The following is a 21,307-nucleotide window of genomic DNA, read 5'->3' as shown; positions in this document are numbered from 1 at the left end:
CATCAACGGCGTCATCGGCTTACTGCTGCGGCTGCCGAAGTAGATCATCCGGTAGAGGAAATAGCTGCCCCAGGGTTCGCGGGAGCCGAAGGCGTTGTGCATAAACCACGCCCGGGAATCATGGACCTGATCGTCAAACAGCGCCCGCACCAGCCCGGCAGGTTCAGAGGCGTTACTCGCTTCGCCGGTTGTCGGGAAAAGCACTTTCATGCGATCGTCCCCGGCGGTTTTCATGCTGAGCCATTCGCCGTACTCATTGTCGTGATTCAGCAGGAAGATGGCGTTGCTCATTGAATCAACGGCGGTAAACAGCCAGTTACCGGTATCCGACCGGGAGAGGCCGCTGTAATCCTCCCTGAACTCTTCGGCGGCCTGGCGCAGCTGAGTTTGCCCCAGCGCGGCGTCAAAATCCTTCGGCCCCGGCGGGAGCATCAGGAAGCCCTCTTCAGGTTTATGTTTCGCCTTCATATCCCGCCGAGCATCGTCAACCTCTTTCTGTGCTTCTTTCCATGCTTCCTCAGACTGCTTTCTGACCAGCGGATCGCTGTCTTTATCCAGCCCGTTCGCCGCCGAATCAACATAGAAGCGCTGGGTCTTGTAGGTTCCCCCGGCATAGCGATTGATACGCCACGCGGTGATCCAGCCCATCTGATCTTCAAGGGCTTTCTCCAGGCTGACCGGCGCGCGCGGCGGATCGTATTTTGCGGCTTGTTCGGGGGAGATATGGTCTGAAGACGAGCTCAGACCGAGGGTAAGCTCACGCCAGGCATTAAAACGATTGATTAACGGAGTGTCGATATCAAATTCATCACCCGAATCGAAGGACATAGCCCGCCAAGCATCTAAAGATAGATCTTGAGGGAGTGCAGTTTTAGGTACTTTCAGAGGCGCCCCTGACGAAAATGCAGATGCATACATATCATGCAATACAATTTGAGACAGAAGTAAAAAACTCCTGTTTTCACTCTCGTTTGCCTTACCCTGATCCCCTGGCGGGTAACCACCGCCTATATCCGAGTGCATTCCCGGATAGACGACTTCCTGGCTGTTCGCCGGGTACGAACCATCCGGACGACGGATAGAATCCAGCGGGAAGCAGAGCCGCTGCTCGTGGGAAGAGACCAGATGGATGCACTTTTTAATTAACCCGCCATAGACCTTCTCTGCCGGCAGCTCCTGGGTCCCGTCCGCCCAGCCCATATGTCCTTCAGCAACCGGGGCGATATGCGCCACCCCCACCGAGGCCACCGTATCAAGCAGGCCTAGAAACTCGACGCTGAGCGGAATTTTCAGCCCCCCCACCGCCAGACACTGCTCGGGCTTGTCTTTTCCCTCTTCAGGCTTTGGCAACAGTTCGCTGAGCCAGCGGACAAAGGCCCGAGCCGCCGCTGCCCCGCGAGAAAAGCCGTACACATACAGTTTAATCCCCAACAGCTTCGGCTTTCCGGGGTCGACAGGCACCAGGGCCTTTTGCAGGGCTGGTGCCATATCTTTCAGCAGGCTCTGGAAGGTCTCATAACGGTTAGCGCTGCCGGTCAGCCCAAAGGACGCCATAGAGGTCGCCATTTTGTCCACCGCCGTCCAGCTCGCACTGTTCGACAGGCTCTTCTTGGTTGTCGTCCGCTTCAGGGCATCGATAATCCGCAGCAGGCCCCAGTTGATACGATCCTCCCCGTGGGTTGCTGCCGCCAGCCCCATCATGCTGAAATCCAGATCGTTCACCTCGGGAAAAGGCGTCCCGACGCCGGGAATATAATATTTGTAGTATTTATCATCGCCACTGCCGTCAGCATCCAGCAATTCTTCACCTTTAGTGACTCCCCTGGCTGCTCCCTGCCCGATGGTGGCGCGAAACAGACGGGCAATATTGGTGGGGTGCTTCGGGTCGGCAATATATAAGTCGTGATTTAGGTTATTACCGGTACCGTCAAAAAACAGGCTGATATGCAAAGTTTTACAGCAGGGGGGCTCCACGCGCCGCCCGGCGGCCAGGCACAGCTCCTGCCGGTAAGCCAGCTCCTGGCTGTCCTGCTGCGCGCAGCTTGCGCCAACCAGCGCAGCCTGGGTAGGTAACCGACCCTGAGCCGGAAATACCGGCGGGAACCACGCCAGATCGGTGATTATTTCGTACATACTTTTGGCTCCGGCATCTTAAGAGGCTCTTTGATCGGGTGTTCAGGGTGGCCATAGTTGGCACAGCTGGTCGTCACTTTCACCTCATCACAGGGCAGAAAATGCACCGTGATCCCGCAGATTTCCTGTCCCGTATAGTCCGGCACCGGTACCACCGCGCTGTGCTGCTTATTCTGGGCCTTCATTTTGTTTCGCCACGCATTGTATTTTTCCCTATTTGCAAACCCCGGAAATCCGTCCATATCGCCCACTCCAGTTTCCCAGTCGATTTTGACCGTCATACCCGGCCGCCATTTCGCCGGCACGCCATAGCAGCAGCCGCCGCCGCCGCCCTGATACGGCCCGATAATGTCTATCCCCGACTGACCATCGACGCTGAAATGGTTGATTGCCCATTTGGTGTGATTAATCGCCTCTATGGTTCCGCCGCCACCCCGGCTTTCTGCGTTCGCCGCAGGCTGACTGCAGCCCGCCAGCAGCAGGGCACCCAGTATCACGAGGTAATGTCGTATTTTCATTTTGCATTCCTTTTATGAATTAACAGGTTACTGCGTCTTGCTTAACCATGACTTTTCACGATGGCATGGCTAAGCATTACAGAAAGGAAAAAACGTCAAACGGTGATTAGCGCCTGCCGGTAGGCCAGCTCTTGGTTGTCCTGCTGCGCGCAGTTTGCGCCAACCAGCGCAGCCTGAGTGGGTAAACGCCCCTGAGCCGGAAATACCGGCGGGAACCACGCCAGATCGGTGATTATTTCGGACATACTTTGGGCTCCGGCATCTGCAGCGGCTCGTTAATTGGATAGCCCGGCCGGCCGGGGCTCACGCAGCTGGTGGTCACTTTCACCTCATCACAGGGCAGAAAGTGCACAGTGATCCCGCAGTTTTTTTGCCCCGTATAGTCCGGCACCAGTACCACCGCGCTGTGCTGCTTATTCTGGGCCTTCATTTTTTTTTCCCAGGCCAGATACTCATCCCATCTGTCAAACCCTGGAAACCCATCCATATCACCCACTCCAGTTTCCCAGTCGATTTTGACCGTCATTCCCGACCGCCACTTCGCCGGCACACCATAGCAGCATCCACCGCCGCCGCCCTGGTACGGCCCGATAATATCTATCCCCGACTGACCGTCGACGCTGAAATGGTTGATTGCCCATTTGGTATGGTTGATGGCCACAATGGTTCCACCACCGCCACTCCGGATTTCAGCCTTCGCCGCGGGCTGACTGCATCCCGCCAGCAGCAAAGCTCCCAGTACCACGAGGTAATGTCGTATTTTCATTTTGCATTCCTTGTATAGCTGCTCCCCCGGAAGGCAACAGCCTCATGATCCCACTTTCAGACTTCTGCCGAAGGTCGTCCGGTCAGGGTCCCAATAACCCAATCCTCGCGCTCTTTATCCAATATCATCCCTTTGGCAGTGGCTGAGAGCATACCGTTGAAGCAGGCAGTAAACCGTTCATCCTGCGAGGCAAATCCAGTATCAGGAACATCCCGATGGCGAAGCATCAGCTTGACGTCGCAGATGCACATCAGGGCTTCAAACTGACTATCACGCAAAGCGATATTCTGACACTTCTCGTTGATTGCGGGCTGTGCTCCCTGCCCCATCAGCAACCCCGGCTTTTCGTCGAGATCCAGCCAGCTCCAGAACAGAGCCGGACGCTGCAGCTGGGCCTGCTGATCCGGTTCCAGAATATGAGAAAACAGATAAGGGAAAATACGAGCATCAAAGTATCTGAACAGCCCTGCACGTCCCTCATGTGTCGCATCGGTGCAGGCAGTTAACCATTCAGCCAGAGTAGTAAAAGACCAGGGAGAACAGAGCACCAACAGCGGGGCTGTCTTTTGTACTTTCTGAGCCAGTTCAATAAACCACTGCTTCTGCTGAGGATCGTTTAAAGAGATCCTGATCAACAGCGGCGACTCTTCAGACAGGGCATCTTCCGGCAAACCCTTATAGAGAGACTGCCATACCAGAGGCGGTGAAAAATCCCGCAGTACAGGGATGACTGAAAAATCAATACCGCACTGGTCGAGAATAAAATCAAGGTGGGTCATGCTTATATCAGCGCAGGTTTGCTGAAGCAGATTCACCCAGTCAGTGATATGGGTCGTGTTCACTTATGCCTCCCTTGGCACAAAGCCCTGTGCCAGCCGCTGCGCCTTTTTCAGACACTCTTTGCACACTGACGAAGGCAATTCTGGCAGCGGATAATCCTCACCCGCCGGGCCCTGTAATTTATGTTGCCCTTTAAGGCTTAACAGGCCAGGACCATGCACGTTGATTTCGCCCTGTGGCGTGAGCTTGATGCAAGCACCGCCGCAGGCAAGCGTGATACCATTCTTTGCCGTCAGCTGCAGGTGCCCCTGGGTGGACTGCACCGTGACATCCTTCATCGACGTGATAGACAGCGTATCCGAGTGGGACTCCACCGCCAGCGGGCCTTTGGCAGAGACCAGACGCATACCTTCCTGGTGGGCCAGAATAGAGATAGCCTGACTGGCATTGACGGAGTAACGCTGCGCCGCGCTGATATTAACCTCCCCAAGGCTTTGCAGATACATACCCTTTCCGCTGTGCAGCAATGCTGTTTGCGGTGTGACGGCGGCAATACCTTTCGGCGCAGACATTAACAAAGTCGGTTCTTTGAGTAGGCTCGCTCCTGAAACAAGCGCCTGAAGGGGTTGTGTATCCGGTGCGAAGTTTTGGTGGGTCCTTGCAACCTCTCCCCATTCTGCTACCAGATTTACCGCACCTTTCAACAGGCTAATCGCCTGCTCCATCGCCAGAACGTCGCCCTGCGCCTTCGCCTGGCCGTCAGCACTGATAAATATCCCTTTCCCGGCCCGTATCGCGCCCCAACTGTCCGTCCGGAGCTCAAACCCCTCGCCGCGCTGCTGTTTTTCGCTGTCGACCAGGTGACCGAGATTCAGCTGGCTCTTGCCGCCATACTCCGTGCTGACCTTGATATGCTCTTTTCCGCGCTCGTCATCAAGGCGGATTTTGTTGTTCGCCGGGGTGCGCAGGACGTTGCGTTTGTAATTCTGGATGGTGACGTGGTCGCCGTGGGCCGAGTCGTGCAGCACGCCGGAAATGTACGGCCGGTCCGGGTTGCCGTCCTCGAAGCCAATAGCCACTTCGGTGCCCGCCAGCAGCGGCAGGTGCAGGCCGTAGGTGTTCCCGGCATACGGGCGTGACTGCCGCACCCACATGCTCTCGAACCCCGTCTCCCAGCTGTCCCGGTCAAACAGCATGCTGACGCGGTAGCGCCCGTCCTTATCGATATGGCCGTAGACGTCATTTTCGGTGGTGCTGGTGACGCGGGCCGGCAGCGTACCGGCCATCACCGGGCGAGTCCCCGGCTCGGGGCGGAAGCTGAAATCCGGGCTGTCCGGAATGCCGTCAAAATGAAGGCTGAAGTCTTCATCCCGCCGCGCGTGGGTCTGCATCGCCGTGATGACCACGCCCTGCGCAAACACGTCCGCCACTTCATACCCGCCGGTAACGTTCAGCCGCATCCCCGGAGAGAGCGCCGGGCTGCTGGTGGTGGCCCGGGTCCGCGTCTGGCCGTTCAGGTAGCGCTCATGCCGGATGCGGGCATAAAACGCCCCGGACTCGGGCGCCGGATTACGCTCATAGGCGCTGCCCGGCGTCAGATAATTGTCGGCATAGTGATACGCCTCCCCGTACGTGGTCGCGTCCCCCCGGGTGACGTCAACCAGCGCATTCATATCCTCTGTGGCCTGACGGTAGTTGTAGTCCCGGGTGCTGACCTGCTTCTGCACCACGTTATGATGGCTCTCCATCCCCCACACCGAATCCACGCCCTGCGAGTGCTGCCCTGACGGCGGCACCGACGGAAGGGTCAGGCCTTTCTCGTACCCCTGCTGGCTGTCGTAAAATTCCACCACGTCGATGTTCAGGCGCGTGTCGGCGGTGAAGCGGAACCAGATGCCGACCTCGCCCAGCAGGCGGGTGATGAAGTGCAGGTCATTCTCGCCGTACTGCATCACCTGCTCACGGCGCGGATACTCTTTTGTGAGCGAGAACAGAAAGTCCTGACCGCGCATGCCGTGCCGCTCGCGCAGGATTTTTTCCACAATCTGCGGGACCGACATGTCCTGGTAAATCGCGTTCTGGTGCGAACGGTCAAGCAGCGCCAGTCGCGGCCGGAGCGTCAGGGCGTAATGCGTTTCATCTTTTGAGGTGCCGAGGCGTTCAAAACCGGTCACCACTCCCTGAATCACCCGCAGCGGCTGCCGGATTTTGATGCCGTACCCCTGGTCAACCGGGGCCTGGAGCGTCAGCGAGCCGAGCTTCATCAGCATCATCTCTTTGCTGATGCCGTGGTCGCGGCTGGTGAACTCAACGCGGTAGCTGAACGGTCTGCTCAGGGCCTCGTCGCCTGAAAAGGCCAGCACGTCGGGCTCTGCGTCACAGCCCTTCACCACGAGCAGGTGGTGGTTGTGGCTGTATCTGATCGGAGGATTAGTACTCATGCGTTGCCTCCCTCAGCCCAGTCAAACGCCAGGCCGATCCCTTCTTCATCGTCCCAACTCAGGCGTAACGAACGCGGCTTCTGTTTTGCGGCCATGCAGGTCAGCAGCTGCTGGCTCAGCACCGGCAGAATCTGTTGATTCAGCAGGCTATCGACGTTGCGCGCGCCGGTGTCCGGAAGCAGACAGGCTGAGGTCAGGGCGTCATACAGGCTCTCATCAATCTGCGTGGCCAAGCCGTAGTGACGATGCAAGCGCTTGCTGACCTGTGCCAGTTTCATTTCCACGATGGTCCGCATGGCAGTTTCAGCCAGCGGACGGAAAATCACCGTCTGGAAGCGGGCGAGCAACGCGGGCTGAAAATGATCGCGAAGGATCGGACGCAGCAGTTCATGCAGGTCTGCTTCGGTGGCTTCCGGGTTTTCGTCCAGCAGCTGCATCAGGTGGTCGCTACCGAGGTTGGAGGTCATCAGGATGACGGTGTTGCGGAAGTCGATTTCGCGCCCTTCGCCGTCGCGCATAAAGCCCCGGTCAAATACCTGATAAAACAGGTTCATGACGTCACGGTGCGCTTTTTCCACCTCATCAAGCAGCACCACGCTGTACGGGCGTTTACGCACCGCTTCGGTGAGGATACCGCCCTGGCCGTAGCCCACGTAGCCCGGCGGCGAGCCTTTCAGCTGGGAAACCGTGTGCGGCTCCTGGTATTCAGAGAGGTTAATCGTTATGAGTGACTTCTCGCCGCCGTACATTGCATCGGCTAAAGCTAATGCGGTTTCGGTTTTACCCACGCCGCTCGGCCCCACCAGCAGGAATACGCCCTGCGGGCCGTTCTCGGAGGTGAGGCCGGTTTTTGCCGCACGCAGACGCTGGGCGATGGCTTCGAGCGCCACGTCCTGCCCAATAACACGCTTACCGATTTCATTTTCGAGGGTCAGCAGTTCGGTCTGCTCGTCTTTCATCAGCGATGACAACGGTACGCCTGTCCAGTCAGCAATTACGTTAGCAACGGTGCGTACATCCACATCCAGGGAGAGCAGCGGGTTGCTGTGCTGCATCTCGTTAAGCTCCCGATGCAGCTGCTGCGTTTCGCTCTGGCGCGAGATATCCCGACGGCTTTCCAGCAACTGACCGGTCAGCTTCAATTCCTGACCGTACTGGGTTTCCAGTTCGTCAAGCGCCACAATCAGGCGCACCTCTTCCTGCTCAATCTCGCTCAGACGCCCGGCATGGCACTGATTGCCTATGGCGATATCTTCGAGTAGCGCCTGCTTCTCCATGTCGAGCGCAGAGATACTCGCGCGAAGACGGATCAGCTGTTCCGGTACGGTGTCGAGACTCATACGGACGCGGGCGGCGGCGGTGTCCAGCAGATCGACCGCTTTATCAGGAAGCTGGCGTCCGGTCAGATAACGACGCGAAAGGGTAACTGCCGCACGAACAGCATCGTCGGTAATGTGTACATTGTGGTGTTCAGCGTAGCGGGATTTCAGACCGCGTAGCATCAGGCAGGCGGTGTCATCGTCGGGCTCATCCACTTTCACCATCTGGAAACGGCGCTCCAGGGCGGCGTCGCGCTCGAAATATTGTTTGTATTCAGACCAGGTAGTGGCCGCGATAGTGCGCAGTTCGCCACGGGCCAGCGCCGGTTTCAGCAGGTTGGCGGCATCTGCGCCACCCGCCTGGTTGCCCGCGCCGATGATGGTGTGCGCCTCATCAATAAAGAGCAGGACAGGTACAGGCGATTGCTGCACCGCATCAATGACGTTTTTCAGGCGCTGTTCAAACTCACCTTTCACACCCGCACCGGCCTGCAGCAGGCCCAGGTCAAGGGTGCGCAAACTAACCGTTTTGAGGGATTCCGGCACATTACCCTCGGCTATACGCAACGCCAGGCCTTCAACCAGTGCAGTTTTCCCCACGCCCGGTTCGCCGACTAGAATCGGGTTGTTTTTGCGGCGACGAGAAAGTATGTCCACCATCTGACGGATTTCCGTATCGCGGCCGAATACCGGATCGATCTTCCCTTCCTTTGCCTTTGCGGTGACATCAAGGGTGAATTTGTCCAGCGCGTTCTGCAGCGCAGGATTCAGTTCCCCCTCTTTCATTTCCGCTCCGGCCGGACGTCCAACAAACTCCACCTCGCCACCGAGGCTCTGCGCCAGTTCAGCTTCATGCTGTATTTCCAGACGCTCATCCGATTGCGCATCCAGCAACGGTCGCAGGCGCTCCAGTTGGCTCTGACCAAGCGTTAATAACGGCCAAAGGCCGTCACAGCGTGCCAGTTTCGGTTTTTCCACCAGGGCCATCAGCAGATGGACGCTGCGAATCTGCTCCTCTTCGTTGAGTGAAGCAAGTAGCCAGGCCTGCTGCATCAGAGCCTGAATGTGGTCAGACAGCTGAGGCCGGTGGCGAACAGAGCGAGGCTGTTTATCGAGCCAGCCGAGCAAATCCTGCCAGATGCTATCCATATCCCATTCGTAGCGACGCGCCAGCACCGTCAGGTCACCTTCGCCCTGCTCCAGCAGCTTCAGCAGCCAGTGCTCCGGCAGAATTTCTGCATGGGCGCGCGTCTGGCAGAGCGAAGCAGCGCCTTCCAGCGCTCGAGCGCAGTATGGATTAAGACGTCGAAGGAGGATTGCCGGGTTTTCCATGTTGATTTTACTCACTGTTGAGGACCTTTCAGGCACGCTACCGCCCCTGGCCGTTACCAAGGCCCATAAGGTCTATTTCCGGGATAGGATGTTTTCTTTGCTCAGCGCCCGCCGCTGCAGACGTTCAGCAAAAAAGAAAAGCGGACAGGGGAAACCTGCCCGCTTGCGACTTACGCGGTGGCGCGCTCGTTCCAGGAATCGGAATGAATGATGTTGCCGTCTTTGTAGGTCCAGGTGATTTTTTCGTAACGCAGTTCAATGCGCTCAAGGTGGTTGTGCTTCTCTTTAGAAGGATCCTTGATGTCGTACATTTCAGGATTCACTTTCACCACCTTCACGTTTTCCAGTTTGGTGTTGAAGTACTCCACTTCCTGACCCGCGTCGTTAATTTTGTACCACTTGAATTCAGCAGACTTCAGGGTCTGACCGGTGGTCACGGCCTTGTACAGGTACGGGCTGGAGGAGTCGATTTCCTTCGTGAACAGGAACGGCGTGTGGATACGCGTGCCGGTCAGCTTGCCGGTATTGTTATCGGTCGGGATGTACAAATTGTGTTCCTGAGCGACCACTTCGATGCTGCCTTCGCGATCCTGAACGTCTACAGACCCTTTAATGTCCGCGCCGCCGTCGTCTTTCAGCCAAAGATAAACAGGAATTGCCATGGAATTACTCTCCATTTAATTGTGATGCGCCATCATCCTGCGATGGCACCGGGTGTTTGCCGGGTATCTGACAGGCGTTAGCCTGCGGTACCAGACTGATTTCGACACGACGGTTGAGCGCACGCCCTTCCAGGGTGTCATTGGTTGCGACAGGACGACTTTCGCCATAGCCCTGCACCGCAAAACAGCTTTCCGGCACGTCGCCGGTGTCGCGCATCCAGTTGCGTACCGCTTCGGCACGTTTCAGAGATAGCGTCTGGTTTAGCTGCGGATTGCCGGTGTTATCGGTATGCCCGGACACGACAATCAGCCACCCCGGCTTCGCTTTAATGCCAACCAGTGAATTCACCAGCATTTTGGTGGAGCCTGCTTTCAGTACGAACTTGCCGGAATCGAACAATGACATGCTGTCGAGGCGCACAATTTTCGGTACCGGCTTGGGCTTCGGCTGCGGTTTGGGTGGCGGAGGTGGCGGCACATACGAGCGGATCGCTTCCAGTACCGGCATCCGTAAACGCTCCCCCTGATAAAGCCCCAGCCCCAGCCGGGTCGGTACGCCGTTACGTGCATAATCATCCAGCAGCGCCGCATCCTCGCGAAGAACCGCAACGGCGCTGGCTTTCGGACCGAAATCATCCATAGAGATGCCGTCGTAACGTACGATATCGAAGCTCACGCGATGCAGCAGCTGGCGATTGTTCCAGCCACTGCTGAGCAGCGCAGCGATCGCCGCAAGGGTAAAAATCCACAGGGCATAGCGCCAGGTGCGGGCCCGCGGAGTGAGCCCGCAGCCCTCCGGCAGCAGCGGCAGGACGAAATCCGGCAAGGGCGAGATCACCGTACTGTCCGTACCTACCGGCTGCCAGCCGACCACTTGCTGCATGGCAGTATGACGTGACAACCACGCCGTCCATGCCGATGAGGCGAGGCTCCCGGCAAGAATCGGCCCCATTCCCCACAGCACCGCTGCAGGTGCGATAGTCGGAACATCAGGGTTCTCATCGATAAATACCGCCTGGACATGCTGATGGAACCAGTTCATCAGGCTGTTCATCAGCACCTGCTGCTGCATCACAGGCGCACCGCCGTGGTTGACCCACGCGGCGATAGAACAAGGCGCGTTCGATTCACGCCAGACGCGCCTCTCTTCACCCGGAATTGCTGCCTGCCAGAGCATGTCATCCGTCATCGCACTGCCGATCTGACCATTCAAAATCAATGGCACAGAATGTCCCGTTTCTTTACGCAGCTGGCTGATCTGCCAGCGCAGAGCCAGCAGATGGCTTGTCAGGGCTTCGCCGTCGGCGTGTTTTTGCGGGCAGACACTGACCATCACCGACAGCTGACGCCCCCAGTCCGGGCGCTGCCATAGTATTTGACGAGCAACCTGCTCCAGATCCTGATAGTCCTCAACGCGGATCCAGCAACCCTGCGTAACGGTCAGTACCGGTGACTGTTGCGGCCAGGTCAGCGGCAGATCGCCACAAACCAGCACCACGGGTTGACGGTAAGTAGCTTCCGGAAGATCGTCCAGACACAGGATGGCGTCGTGTTCAGCACGAGGTCTGGCGATATACCAGAACGCGATGACAAGCCCGAGCATTGCCAGTAGAACGAGCACCGAAACCAGCCGGGATACCGGCAGAAAACCCAGACAGACCACGGCACTCAGCAGGGCAGCCCACAGCGCAAGTCCACGCTGTTGTGCAGGACTCATTTTATGACTCCCGGCAACAGGGACAGCAGCATCCGATCGAGCCAGCGATCCAGCCCCCACCAGAGCGCGGCGAGAACAACCACGCTCAGCCCAATACGCACGGGCCATGAGCCCAGCCATCCGCCCATTCCCCGCCCGGCAAGGCTTTCTGCCAGTACAGGATGGGTCTGCGGATAGCTGAATGGCGTAACATGTTCACTGAGTGCACTAACCAGCTTCTGGCGTTCCGGGTCGTTCAGCGCGCGAAAGCTTCCCAGGAACCCGAGCATCATTACCCGCTGGAAGCAGGTCAGAACGGCATTATCCGGTGCAGGTTCGTGCAGAACATCGCGCATCCTGTCACACAGGGTGTCGCCGGCATCCATCGTGCCGAGAAAATGCCCCTGCAGCGGTATGTCATACCACTGAACACAGGCGTCATCCTCCACACCACGGCCTTTAACCGCCTCGTCAAGCAATGCGCATTGTGCAGTGAGGATATGCTCACAGCTTGTCTCATCCAGCTCGCTCGCTTTCAGTTCACGCTGAACGCGCTCCACATCAGCGATACAGCGTTCCCACAGGAGCCGGCCTTCACCTTCCTGAAACTGCGGGCCATGGCGGAGGCTGATGACCTGAAGCCAGGTATCCTGCAGCAAAGCATCAATATCAACAGACACGGCAGCGCCGCGTTTACGCTCACTCATGTTCTCAGTACCGCAAAGAGTTCAAGTTCTGGCTCGCCGAGCATGCCCGGGACATAGAACATACATGTCCCACTCTGGAGCATGTCCGCTGCAAGAGGATGGGAGAGATCGAGACTGAAATACTGATTTTCCAGGCGCAGTGGAATAGCGGCTGGCACGTGACGCAGTGGCGTCAACGGCACGCCCACGCGGGAAGAGTTGACGATCCCACGCACATGGTCAGGACTGCCCACCTTACACTGGCGCGGAAACTGTTCCTGCAGTTGCGCCACCGGGATCGGTGAACGCACAGAAAGATAGTAATCAGCCCCTTCGCGCAGTCGCGGGTCATGCAACCGAGCCTGCCAGAAGTGCAGTCGCGGATCGTAATCAAGTGGCAAAGACACCACGCGGGACGGCAGGCTGGCTTCAAGCAAATCGCCAAGCAAATCAAACAACTGTGGGAACACCGCGTTGAGTTGCTCATGATTCCAGACTGGAATGGCGCTCACCTGATGCTCCAGAGAGAAGGTCAGCAGGCTCCCCGCCAGGCGAGAAAGTTCCGGATAGAGACGTTCCGGCGGGCTTTGCAGGTTACGCTGGAACTGGCCAAGCACGGGCTCTGCACTGTTCAGCGCATTGAGCAGCCAGAACAGCGATACATCTGCCACGGCGAAGTCCGCCATACGCTCATTGCTTTCACGACGCATTGCCATCAAACGACAGAGACGAGCCCGCAACTGGGTCATTAGCTGTTCCAGTTGGGTAACCAGCCAGCGGTTGCCCTGAAGGGCCAACAGCGGAGGGAGAAACGTCTCATCGAGTTGCCATATACCCTGCGAGTCTTGCTGCAGTCGGGCGATCGGGCAGGTCAGATAATCGCTGTTGTTCTGGTGGGCAAAACGCAGGGTCAGTTCCGGCTGCATTACCGCAATCTGACGGGTGTCTTCCCCGAAGGTATTGCGCACATCCCGCCAGCGCTGGCGATACCGCACCGGGCGTTCGGCCACTTCATCGGGTTTCAGGCAGTTGCCGCCGTTAGCCCGCAGCAGCGGAAGAGCCAGCACGACCGTCACCGCCTGCGATTCACTTTCAAGTGACAGCACCGGCGGCAGAGAATCAGCATTGTCCGTATCAATCAGCGTACCGTCCTGAAAACGGACATGCAGATGACGGGCCTGCAGACGTCCGAGCCTGAGAGATTCAGGTTCGAAAGTGGCGTCAATGACTCCCCAGGGCGAGGTGAGCCCCAGCCGGGCAATACATTCGACAGACCAGGCCGCATACGCGACCTGCTGCTGAAAGTGCTGGGGAGAGACCATTATGCCCCTGCCCCATAACGGTTGTTCCGTTTTCATCGGCTTCCTGCCCGTTTTTACGATTTCGCTTTCGGCATCTGGGAGACCAGCGACAGGTTCACGTCCATGCCTTCTACCTGGAAGTGCGGGATCGCGTACAATTTCACGCGGAAGAAGCCTGGGTTGTCCTCAATGTCTTCCACCACCACTTTCGCATCACGCAGTGGGTGAGACGCCTGCAGTTCATCGCCCGGATCGGTCATTTCGGTCACCAGACTGCGGACCCAGGTATTCAGCTCCAGTTCCAGCAGTCGGCGATCCTTAGTGGTACCAATGTTTTCACGCTGAATCAGCTTCAGGTAGTGGGCGATACGCGACAGCAGGAAGATGTACGGGAGACGGGCGTTGATACGGCTGTTCGCCGTTGCATCTGCGGTGTCATACAGCGCCGGTTTCTGAGTGGAGTTAGCCGAAAAGAAACAGGCGTAGTCGCGGTTTTTGTAGTAGGACAAAGGAATGAAGCCCAGATTCGCGAATTCGAACTCACGGGTTTCAGGAATCATCACTTCGCTCGGGATTTTTACCTGATTGCCAGTGCCGAGATCGTACAGATGGATAGGCAGGTCCTGAACCGCACCACCGGCCTGTGGCCCACGGATCTGTACACACCAGCCATTATTGATAAAGCTACGCACCATGTTGGAAGCAAAGGCAAACGATGCGTTAGTCCACAGGTATTTGTCGTGATCCGGGCCTTTGACTTCTTCGACATAATTGAAGCTGCGAACCGGAACGGTATCCGGGCCATACGGCAAACGACCCAGCACGCGCGGCATCACCAGGCCGATATAGCGCGCGTCGTCTGTATCGCGGAAGGATTTCCACTTGATGTACTCTGCGCGGTCAAAGTAGTTACCAATGTCTTTAATTGCAGCGACGTCTTCCATGGACTCCTTGAGGAAGAATTTCGGACCTGCCGAGCCGATAAACGGCATATGTGCCGCAGCGGATACTTTAGAGATATTGCGCAGCAGAGCGACATCCTGCGCTGAAGCGTCGAATTCGTAAGCGGAAATCAGCGCCGCAATCGGCTCGCCGCCCGGGGTATCATATTCATCGATGTAGGTGTGTTTATACAGACCACTCTGGATCACCTCCGGACAGTCTTCAAAGTCCTGGCGCAGGTCTTCTTTAGACATGCTCAGAAGCTCGATTTTCACGTTCTGGCGAAAATCGGTTTTATCCACCAGCGACTTCACACCGCGCCACAGGCTCTCAACCGCCTGAAACTCGTCATGGTGCATTACAGCGTCCAGCTGGCGGCTGATCTGGTAATCAAGCTCAGCGATATGGTGATCAATCAGGCTTTTATCCAGTTTTTCGACTTTCGAGCCTGCTTTGGTCAGACACTCCAGAAACACCTGCATACCTGCAGTCAGACGCTCATCAGCGGTCGCATCTGACATCGCCTGAGCATCTTGCCAGATATCCAGCGCGCTCAGCTCAGAGACAGGGCTCAGATTGATTTTCTCAAACAGGGAAGCGTAAACCCCACCTGCAGCAGGACGTTCCAGCACCACGCTTTCACCGCCAGCAATATTATTTTGTACAGACATGAGCATTCCTTGATTAATCCGTTAAAACAGCTTGATGGTTAAGGTTTTTTTGATGCCAGTGCTGATAATTCATTTCGCAACTCAGCGCTAAGAGACTGGTCAAGAACGATTTTTTCCAGCTCTTTTCGGAAAGTCTGGTTATCCAACAGGTTGGCCTTCAGATCGCGCAGCAAGTTGCGCATCGCCAGCATCGCCTTCAACTGCGGTATCTGGGCAGCAACCTGCTCTGGCGTGAAATCCTTCATGCTCTGGAAAGTCAGCTGAATATTGTCTTCACCACCATCGTCAGACAGCATATTTTTAACGGTCAGATTAACTTTTGGGGAATATTCGGAAAGAACACTATCAAAATTATTTTTGTTAATGTTAACCTTTTCACGCTCAGATATTGGCGCAGATTCCTGCCCATTGCTGAAATCACCCGTAACAAGCAGTTTTAATGGTAATTCCATTTTCTTGCTTGCTCCGCCAGTATGCAGGTCAAGCTTCAGGTTAATACGTGCCTTAGGCACCTCATTCTGAAAACTGTCAGCCATCTAATCATCCCTCTTTGTTTTGCTATGCAAACTTCACGGTATCGTTCTTGATGCGCAATAATAGAATAATGATCGACACAAAATCAAATGTGCAGATCATTTATCCGCAATCGGATATTTCTTAAGAATTTTCCACTAAAACATTATTGCAAAATGCCTGACTAACCCAGAAAAAGACGCTACTTATGGCATATAAAACGAAGATTTGTATCGAATAAACGATCTCAGGCAGATAAACACTCACAAAAACATCCTGTCTTGATTTGCATCATAACAATGATATCCAAAACAATAAATGCGAAGCCAAGCCTTATTGTTCCAAGATAAAATAAAGACGTTAAGAAATAATGAAAACACACGATTTTATTGATTACATGAATAACACATAAGAAATATCGCAGGGAATATTCCTATTCATTTACCTGTCGCATTAAATAATTTTCTCAGATAAGTGACCTGCCACAAATTTACCCGTGGCGCTTTTATTCGATCCGCCCCTCTTATGGAGATGTTTCTATCGCCACGCATGCCGAGAGATAATCTGACAGCACGTAATATAAAAACTGTAAAATCAAGCACCTCCCTGATTGCCGCTTTTTTAATCAAAAACGAGTAATAGCACATATCGTATAACGGTGTTACATTATGCCGCCCACCCAATGTCAGCTATGGCCAGGTAACGCCGTAAAGATCGGTAAAGCCTGCAACCATGACCTTGTACTACGGTCTAATAGGCACGTGGTATCGCACTATGCGTTACTTTCACCGGCTCTACATAGGTTTCTCTATTTTGTCTCAATCCAATTTCAAACGCGCATTTTTACATCCGCGTTACTGGTTTACATGGTTTGGTCTTGGCGTTCTTTGGCTGCTGGTTCAACTCCCCTACCCTGTGCTGCGTATGCTGGGGTCGAAACTGGGGAGCGCATCCCGCTATTTCCTGAAGCGTCGTGAATCTATCGCGCGCAAAAACATTGAGCTTTGCTTTCCTCAGTACAATGCTGAAGAACGTGAAAAACTGATCTCTGAAAACTTTAAATCCATCGGAATGGCGCTGCTCGAAACCGGTATGGCCTGGTTCTGGCCGGATGAACGCGTCCGCAAGTGGTTTGATGTAGAAGGGCTGGATAACCTTAAACGTGCACAGCTGCAAAAACGCGGCGTGATGGTTGTTGGCGTTCACTTTATGTCGCTGGAGCTGGGTGGACGGGTGATGGGCCTTTGTCAGCCGATGATGGCGACCTACAGACCTCACAACAGTGCGCTGATGGAGTGGGTACAAACGCGAGGCCGCATGCGTTCCAATAAGGCGATGATCAGCCGTAATAACCTGCGTGGAATGGTCGGGGCTCTGAAGAAAGGTGAAGCCGTCTGGTTCGCTCCCGATCAGGATTACGGACGCAAAGGCAGCAGCTTTGCCCCCTTCTTTGCCGTGAAAGACGTAGCGACGACCAACGGGACTTTTGTCATTTCACGTTTGTCAGGTGCATCCATGCTGACCGTGACAATGGTGAGAAAAGCGGATAAGTCAGGCTATCGTCTGCACATCTCTCCTGAAATGGCTAACTATCCGGAAAACGAGTGTGAAGCGGCAGCGTTTATCAATAAGGTCATCGAAACAGAAATCATGCGCGCGCCTGAGCAGTATCTGTGGATGCATCGCCGTTTCAAAACGCGCCCCCTTGGTGAAGCCTCACTCTATATCTAAGCCCTTCATGAAGGTTAGTTTCGCTAAGAAACTAACCTTTTCAATTACCTGTCATCCTGCTGGAAATCGTTTTTAATAGCGTCGCTCAAAGCGAATTTATTACGCTGTGAAATCAAACTGTCGCCGTTCCCCGACACTCGTAAGTAACGGAAATTATTTGAAAAAATCCCTCTTGCCACCCCTCATTTTTAGGCGTACATTAGCGCCGTCTGGCTACAGGAAAGCACAGAATTCTGAGCTGGAGTCGGCGGCGTAACGGGAAAATTCTCATTTCTGGTTTGGCCGGATTTCAGCTCTCTATAATCAGTTGGACTCTGTTTTTAAGTGCGTACCACAAGATACGCGGAGCGATGAAACGTGAAATATTTCTTTATGGGCATTTCGGTGATCGTTTTAGTCTGGGCCGGAACCTTTGCCCTCATGATCTAGTGAAGAACATGCAGTCAAAAAAACAGGAGCCATCGGGGCTCCTGTTTTTTTATGTCATGACGACGCGGGGTGTTCAGCAACGCTCTTTGAGGTGAGAAGACCGTCGGCCCGGAACATACCCTTTATGCCCCTTACCGCCTGACGAATACGGTCGCTGTTTTCGATTAAAGCAAAGCGCACGTGGGTGTCGCCATAATCACCAAAGCCAATGCCAGGGGACACACATACCTTCGCGTCCTGCAGCAGCTTTTTAGCAAACTCCAGCGACCCCATCACTGCGTACGGTTCCGGAATTTTCGCCCAGACGTACATGGACGCTTTCGGCATCTCCACCATCCAGCCGGCCTCATGTAACCCTTTTACCAGCACGTCGCGGCGACGTTTGTACTGGGCAGCAATGTCGTGAACGCACTGCTGATCGCCTTCCAGAGCGGCAATAGCGGCAACCTGCAGCGGCGTAAAGGTACCGTAATCGTGGTAACTCTTGATGCGCGCCAGGGCACTTACCAGCGTTTTGTTACCCACCATAAAGCCAATACGCCAGCCCGCCATGTTGTAGCTTTTCGACAGGGTGAAGAACTCCACCGCTACGTCACGCGCGCCCGGAACCTGCATTATCGACGGGGCTTTCCAGCCGTCATAGACAATATCGGCGTAGGCTAAGTCATGAACCACCAGCACGTCATAACGTTTGGCCAGAGCGACAACCTTCTCGAAGAAATCAAGCTCCACGCACTGCGCCGTTGGGTTCGACGGGAAACCGAGGATCATCATCTTAGGTTTCGGGTAGCTTTCGCGAATGGCACGTTCCAGTTCGTTAAAGAAATCGACACCTTCCACCAGCGGCACAGAGCGCACCTGCGCCCCGGCAATCACCGCGCCGTAGATATGGATTGGGTAACTTGGATTGGGTACCAGCACCGTATCACCATGATCCAGCGTGGCCAGCATCAGGTGTGCCAGCCCCTCTTTCGAGCCGATGGTGACAATGGCTTCACTTTCCGGATCGATATCAACCTGATAACGATCCTGATACCAGCGCGAGATCGCGCGACGTAACCTGGGAATACCGCGCGAGGTTGAGTAGCCGTGCGTATCCGGGCGCTGGGCAACCGTGCAGAGCTTTTCAACGATATGCGGTGGCGTTGGGCCGTCAGGGTTACCCATGCTGAAATCGATAATATCTTCGCCGCGCCGACGCGCAGCCATCTTCAGTTCAGCAGTGATATTGAAAACATAAGGGGGGAGACGATCGATACGCGTAAAACGGCGTTCAGGACTGAATTCAGCCATAGATTCCTCAGATTAACGTTAGCGCCCGGACCGTCCGAGCGACGCTGCCACCGATGTGGCGTGCTTAGAAAATAACCTGAAAAAATTCATGCTGTCGAGAGGGAAATGAAAAAAAAGCGCCCGCGCGAAAACCGGAACACGACAGCGCCTGAAAGTGGAAGAAGGGTTCTGATATCGGCTTTCCGTTAGCCGTTATTTAACACGCTGATATCAAAACAGTTACCTGCCGATATGGCGCTGAGAAAAAATCGGGTCGCATCAATCCCCACCTGACAATCCCCTTTGTAAATTATGGTTTTTCCTCATTTGATAAACCCGACGGATAGCTGGTCAATACGCCCCAGGTTTTTTATCATGGTTCTTTCCCGTTTTCCCAGGTCTGCTCCGTGCACGAGATATTCACTATGCTGCTGGCGGTTTTTGACCGTGCGGCATTAATGCTGATTTGCCTGTTCTTCCTTATTCGCATTCGCCTGTTTCGCGAGCTGTTGCATAAATCCGCACACTCGCCCAAAGAGCTGCTGGCCGTTACCGCCATCTTTTCCCTGTTCGCCCTGTTCAGCACCTGGTCCGGGGTGCCGGTAGAGGGTTCGCTGGTTAACGTGCGCATTATCGCCGTCATGTCCGGCGGAATTTTGTTTGGCCCGTGGGTGGGTGTCATCACCGGCGTGATTGCCGGGACCCATCGCTACCTGATTGATATCGGTGGCGTAACGGCGGTGCCGTGCTTTATCACCAGCATTATCGCCGGGGTGCTTTCCGGCTGGATCAGCCGCAAGATCCCCAAAAAACAGCGCTGGCGCGCCGGGATTGCTGCGGGCATGGTGTGCGAAACGCTGACCATGATCCTGGTCGTCGTCTGGGCCCCCACCACCGCGCTGGGGCTGGATATCGTCTCGAAAATCGGTATTCCCATGATCCTGGGCAGCGTCTGCATCGGTTTTATCGTGCTGCTGGTGCAGAGCGTTGAAGGGGAAAAAGAGGCCAGCGCCGCCCGTCAGGCCAAGCTGGCGCTGGATATTGCCAACAAAACGCTGCCGCTCTTTCGCCACGTTAACGCGGAGTCGCTGCGCCAGGTCTGCGAGATTATCCGCCACGACATTCACGCTGACGCCGTCGCCATCACCAATATCGACCACGTTCTGGCCTACGTTGGCGTTGGGGAACACAACTATCGCGACAGTGATGACACCATTAGTCCGACCACCAGACAGGCGATTAACTACGGCAAAATCATTATTAAAAACAATGATGAAGCTCACCGAACGCCGGAGATTCACTCGATGCTGGTGATCCCGCTATGGGAGAAAGGCGTTGTGACGGGCACGCTGAAAATTTATTACTGCCACGCGCATCAGATCACCTCCACGCTGCAGGAGATGGCCATCGGCCTGTCGCAGATTATCTCTACCCAGCTTGAAGTCTCCCGGGCAGAACAGCTGCGCGAGATGGCAAATAAGGCAGAGCTGCGCGCGCTACAGAGCAAAATTAATCCCCATTTTCTGTTTAACGCGCTGAACGCTATCTCCTCTTCCATTCGTTTGAATCCGGACACCGCGCGCCAGCTGATTTTTAACCTGTCGCGCTATCTGCGCTACAACATCGAACTGAAAGATGACGAGCAGATCGACATCAAAAAAGAGCTGTATCAGATCAAAGACTACATCGCTATTGAGCAGGCGCGCTTTGGCGACAAGCTCACGGTGATTTACGATATTGATGAAGAGGTCAACTGCGTGATCCCGAGCCTGCTGATCCAGCCGCTGGTTGAAAACGCGATTGTTCACGGTATTCAGCCCTGTAAAGGCAAAGGGGTGGTCACCATCAGCATCACCGAAAGCGGCAACCGGGTGCGAATTGCCGTGCGCGATACCGGCCACGGGATTGATCCAAAAGTCATCGAACGCGTGGAGTCTAACGAGATGCCCGGGAATAAAATTGGGCTGCTGAACGTGCATCACCGGGTCAAGCTGCTTTACGGCGACGGGCTGCATATTCACCGTCTTGAACCAGGCACTGAAATCGCTTTTTACGTCCCGAATGAACGCTCCCCTGTTCATGCGGCGACATCTTTGTTACCTCAGGGTGAGTAAT

The 21,307-nt window shown here is 55.2% G+C and carries 17 protein-coding genes; 3 read left to right on the top strand and 14 right to left on the bottom strand.

Translation table 11 applies throughout. From position 1 onward, the window contains the following. From UTO39_RS14595 to tssB, 13 genes are all read right to left on the bottom strand, one after another. Positions 1 to 2,133, bottom strand: a 2,133-nt coding sequence (locus tag UTO39_RS14595; protein WP_320727465.1) for a DUF2235 domain-containing protein, incomplete at its 3' end; no start/stop codon positions are given. Continuing rightward, entirely contained in the window at positions 2,121 to 2,651 is a 531-nt protein-coding gene (locus UTO39_RS14590; RefSeq protein WP_320727464.1) for a DUF3304 domain-containing protein, read from the bottom strand. The genes UTO39_RS14595 and UTO39_RS14590, both read right to left, overlap by 13 nt. A 95-nt stretch (positions 2,652 to 2,746) precedes the next feature. Next, a complete protein-coding gene (locus UTO39_RS14585; protein ID WP_320727463.1) occupies positions 2,747 to 2,896 on the bottom strand; it encodes a hypothetical protein in 150 nt (49 codons plus the stop codon). Further along, complete coding sequence (locus tag UTO39_RS14580) at positions 2,884 to 3,417, bottom strand: DUF3304 domain-containing protein (RefSeq protein WP_320727462.1); 534 nt, start codon at positions 3,415 to 3,417, stop codon at positions 2,884 to 2,886. The genes UTO39_RS14585 and UTO39_RS14580 overlap by 13 nt, the downstream gene beginning before the upstream one ends. Positions 3,418 to 3,473: 56 nt before the next feature. Then, a complete protein-coding gene (locus UTO39_RS14575; RefSeq protein ID WP_320727461.1) occupies positions 3,474 to 4,259 on the bottom strand; it encodes a DUF4123 domain-containing protein in 786 nt (261 codons plus the stop codon). Further along, positions 4,260 to 6,638 (bottom strand): type VI secretion system tip protein VgrG, encoded by a 2,379-nt coding sequence (locus UTO39_RS14570; protein WP_320727460.1) that lies wholly within the window; start codon positions 6,636 to 6,638, stop codon positions 4,260 to 4,262. Further along, positions 6,635 to 9,289 carry a type VI secretion system ATPase TssH gene (gene tssH, locus UTO39_RS14565; RefSeq protein ID WP_320727468.1) on the bottom strand — a complete coding sequence of 885 codons (2,655 nt, stop codon included), beginning with the start codon at positions 9,287 to 9,289 and terminating at the stop codon, positions 6,635 to 6,637. The genes UTO39_RS14570 and tssH overlap by 4 nt, the downstream gene beginning before the upstream one ends. 170 nt (positions 9,290 to 9,459) lie before the next feature. After that, on the bottom strand, positions 9,460 to 9,951 hold the full coding sequence (gene hcp, locus UTO39_RS14560; RefSeq protein WP_024558534.1) for a type VI secretion system effector Hcp: 492 nt from the start codon (positions 9,949 to 9,951) through the stop codon (positions 9,460 to 9,462). Between the two features lie 4 nt (positions 9,952 to 9,955). After that, positions 9,956 to 11,668, bottom strand: a complete 1,713-nt coding sequence (locus UTO39_RS14555; RefSeq protein ID WP_320727459.1) for an OmpA family protein — start codon at positions 11,666 to 11,668, stop codon at positions 9,956 to 9,958. Next, a complete protein-coding gene (gene tssL / locus UTO39_RS14550) occupies positions 11,665 to 12,354 on the bottom strand; it encodes a type VI secretion system protein TssL, short form (RefSeq protein ID WP_320727458.1) in 690 nt (229 codons plus the stop codon). Before tssL ends, UTO39_RS14555 begins: the two co-directional genes overlap by 4 nt. Beyond that, entirely contained in the window at positions 12,351 to 13,691 is a 1,341-nt protein-coding gene (gene tssK, locus UTO39_RS14545; RefSeq protein WP_320727457.1) for a type VI secretion system baseplate subunit TssK, read from the bottom strand. Before tssK ends, tssL begins: the two co-directional genes overlap by 4 nt. A gap of 17 nt (positions 13,692 to 13,708) precedes the next feature. Beyond that, positions 13,709 to 15,253 carry a type VI secretion system contractile sheath large subunit gene (tssC, locus tag UTO39_RS14540; RefSeq protein WP_061097477.1) on the bottom strand — a complete coding sequence of 515 codons (1,545 nt, stop codon included), beginning with the start codon at positions 15,251 to 15,253 and terminating at the stop codon, positions 13,709 to 13,711. Positions 15,254 to 15,285: 32 nt separating this feature from the next. Then, complete coding sequence (tssB, locus tag UTO39_RS14535; protein WP_320727456.1) at positions 15,286 to 15,783, bottom strand: type VI secretion system contractile sheath small subunit; 498 nt, start codon at positions 15,781 to 15,783, stop codon at positions 15,286 to 15,288. A gap of 751 nt (positions 15,784 to 16,534) precedes the next feature. Between tssB and lpxP the strand changes: the two genes are divergently transcribed. Together lpxP and ypdK are read left to right on the top strand one after the other, a co-directional pair. After that, the gene (lpxP, locus tag UTO39_RS14530; protein ID WP_320727455.1) at positions 16,535 to 17,491 is read left to right on the top strand and encodes a kdo(2)-lipid IV(A) palmitoleoyltransferase; all 957 of its coding nucleotides are present in this window, start codon (positions 16,535 to 16,537) and stop codon (positions 17,489 to 17,491) included. Positions 17,492 to 17,848: 357 nt separating this feature from the next. Continuing rightward, positions 17,849 to 17,920, top strand: coding sequence for a membrane protein YpdK (gene ypdK, locus UTO39_RS14525; RefSeq protein ID WP_099458937.1), 72 nt, complete (start codon positions 17,849 to 17,851; stop codon positions 17,918 to 17,920). 54 nt (positions 17,921 to 17,974) lie between these two features. Here ypdK and alaC read toward each other — a convergent pair whose 3' ends face one another. Beyond that, on the bottom strand, positions 17,975 to 19,213 hold the full coding sequence (gene alaC / locus UTO39_RS14520; protein ID WP_320727454.1) for an alanine transaminase: 1,239 nt from the start codon (positions 19,211 to 19,213) through the stop codon (positions 17,975 to 17,977). Between the two features lie 386 nt (positions 19,214 to 19,599). Here alaC and UTO39_RS14515 point away from each other — a divergent pair, with 386 nt between their 5' ends. Further along, entirely contained in the window at positions 19,600 to 21,306 is a 1,707-nt protein-coding gene (locus UTO39_RS14515) for a sensor histidine kinase (RefSeq protein ID WP_266179641.1), read from the top strand. Position 21,307 lies beyond the last annotated feature (1 nt).

It is taken from the genome of Enterobacter sp. 118C5, assembly GCF_034107645.1.
GTDB classification, from domain to species: domain Bacteria; phylum Pseudomonadota; class Gammaproteobacteria; order Enterobacterales; family Enterobacteriaceae; genus Enterobacter; species Enterobacter nematophilus.
Note: the sequence above shows the minus strand (reverse complement) of the source record. Positions and strands in the feature narration are given on the sequence as shown.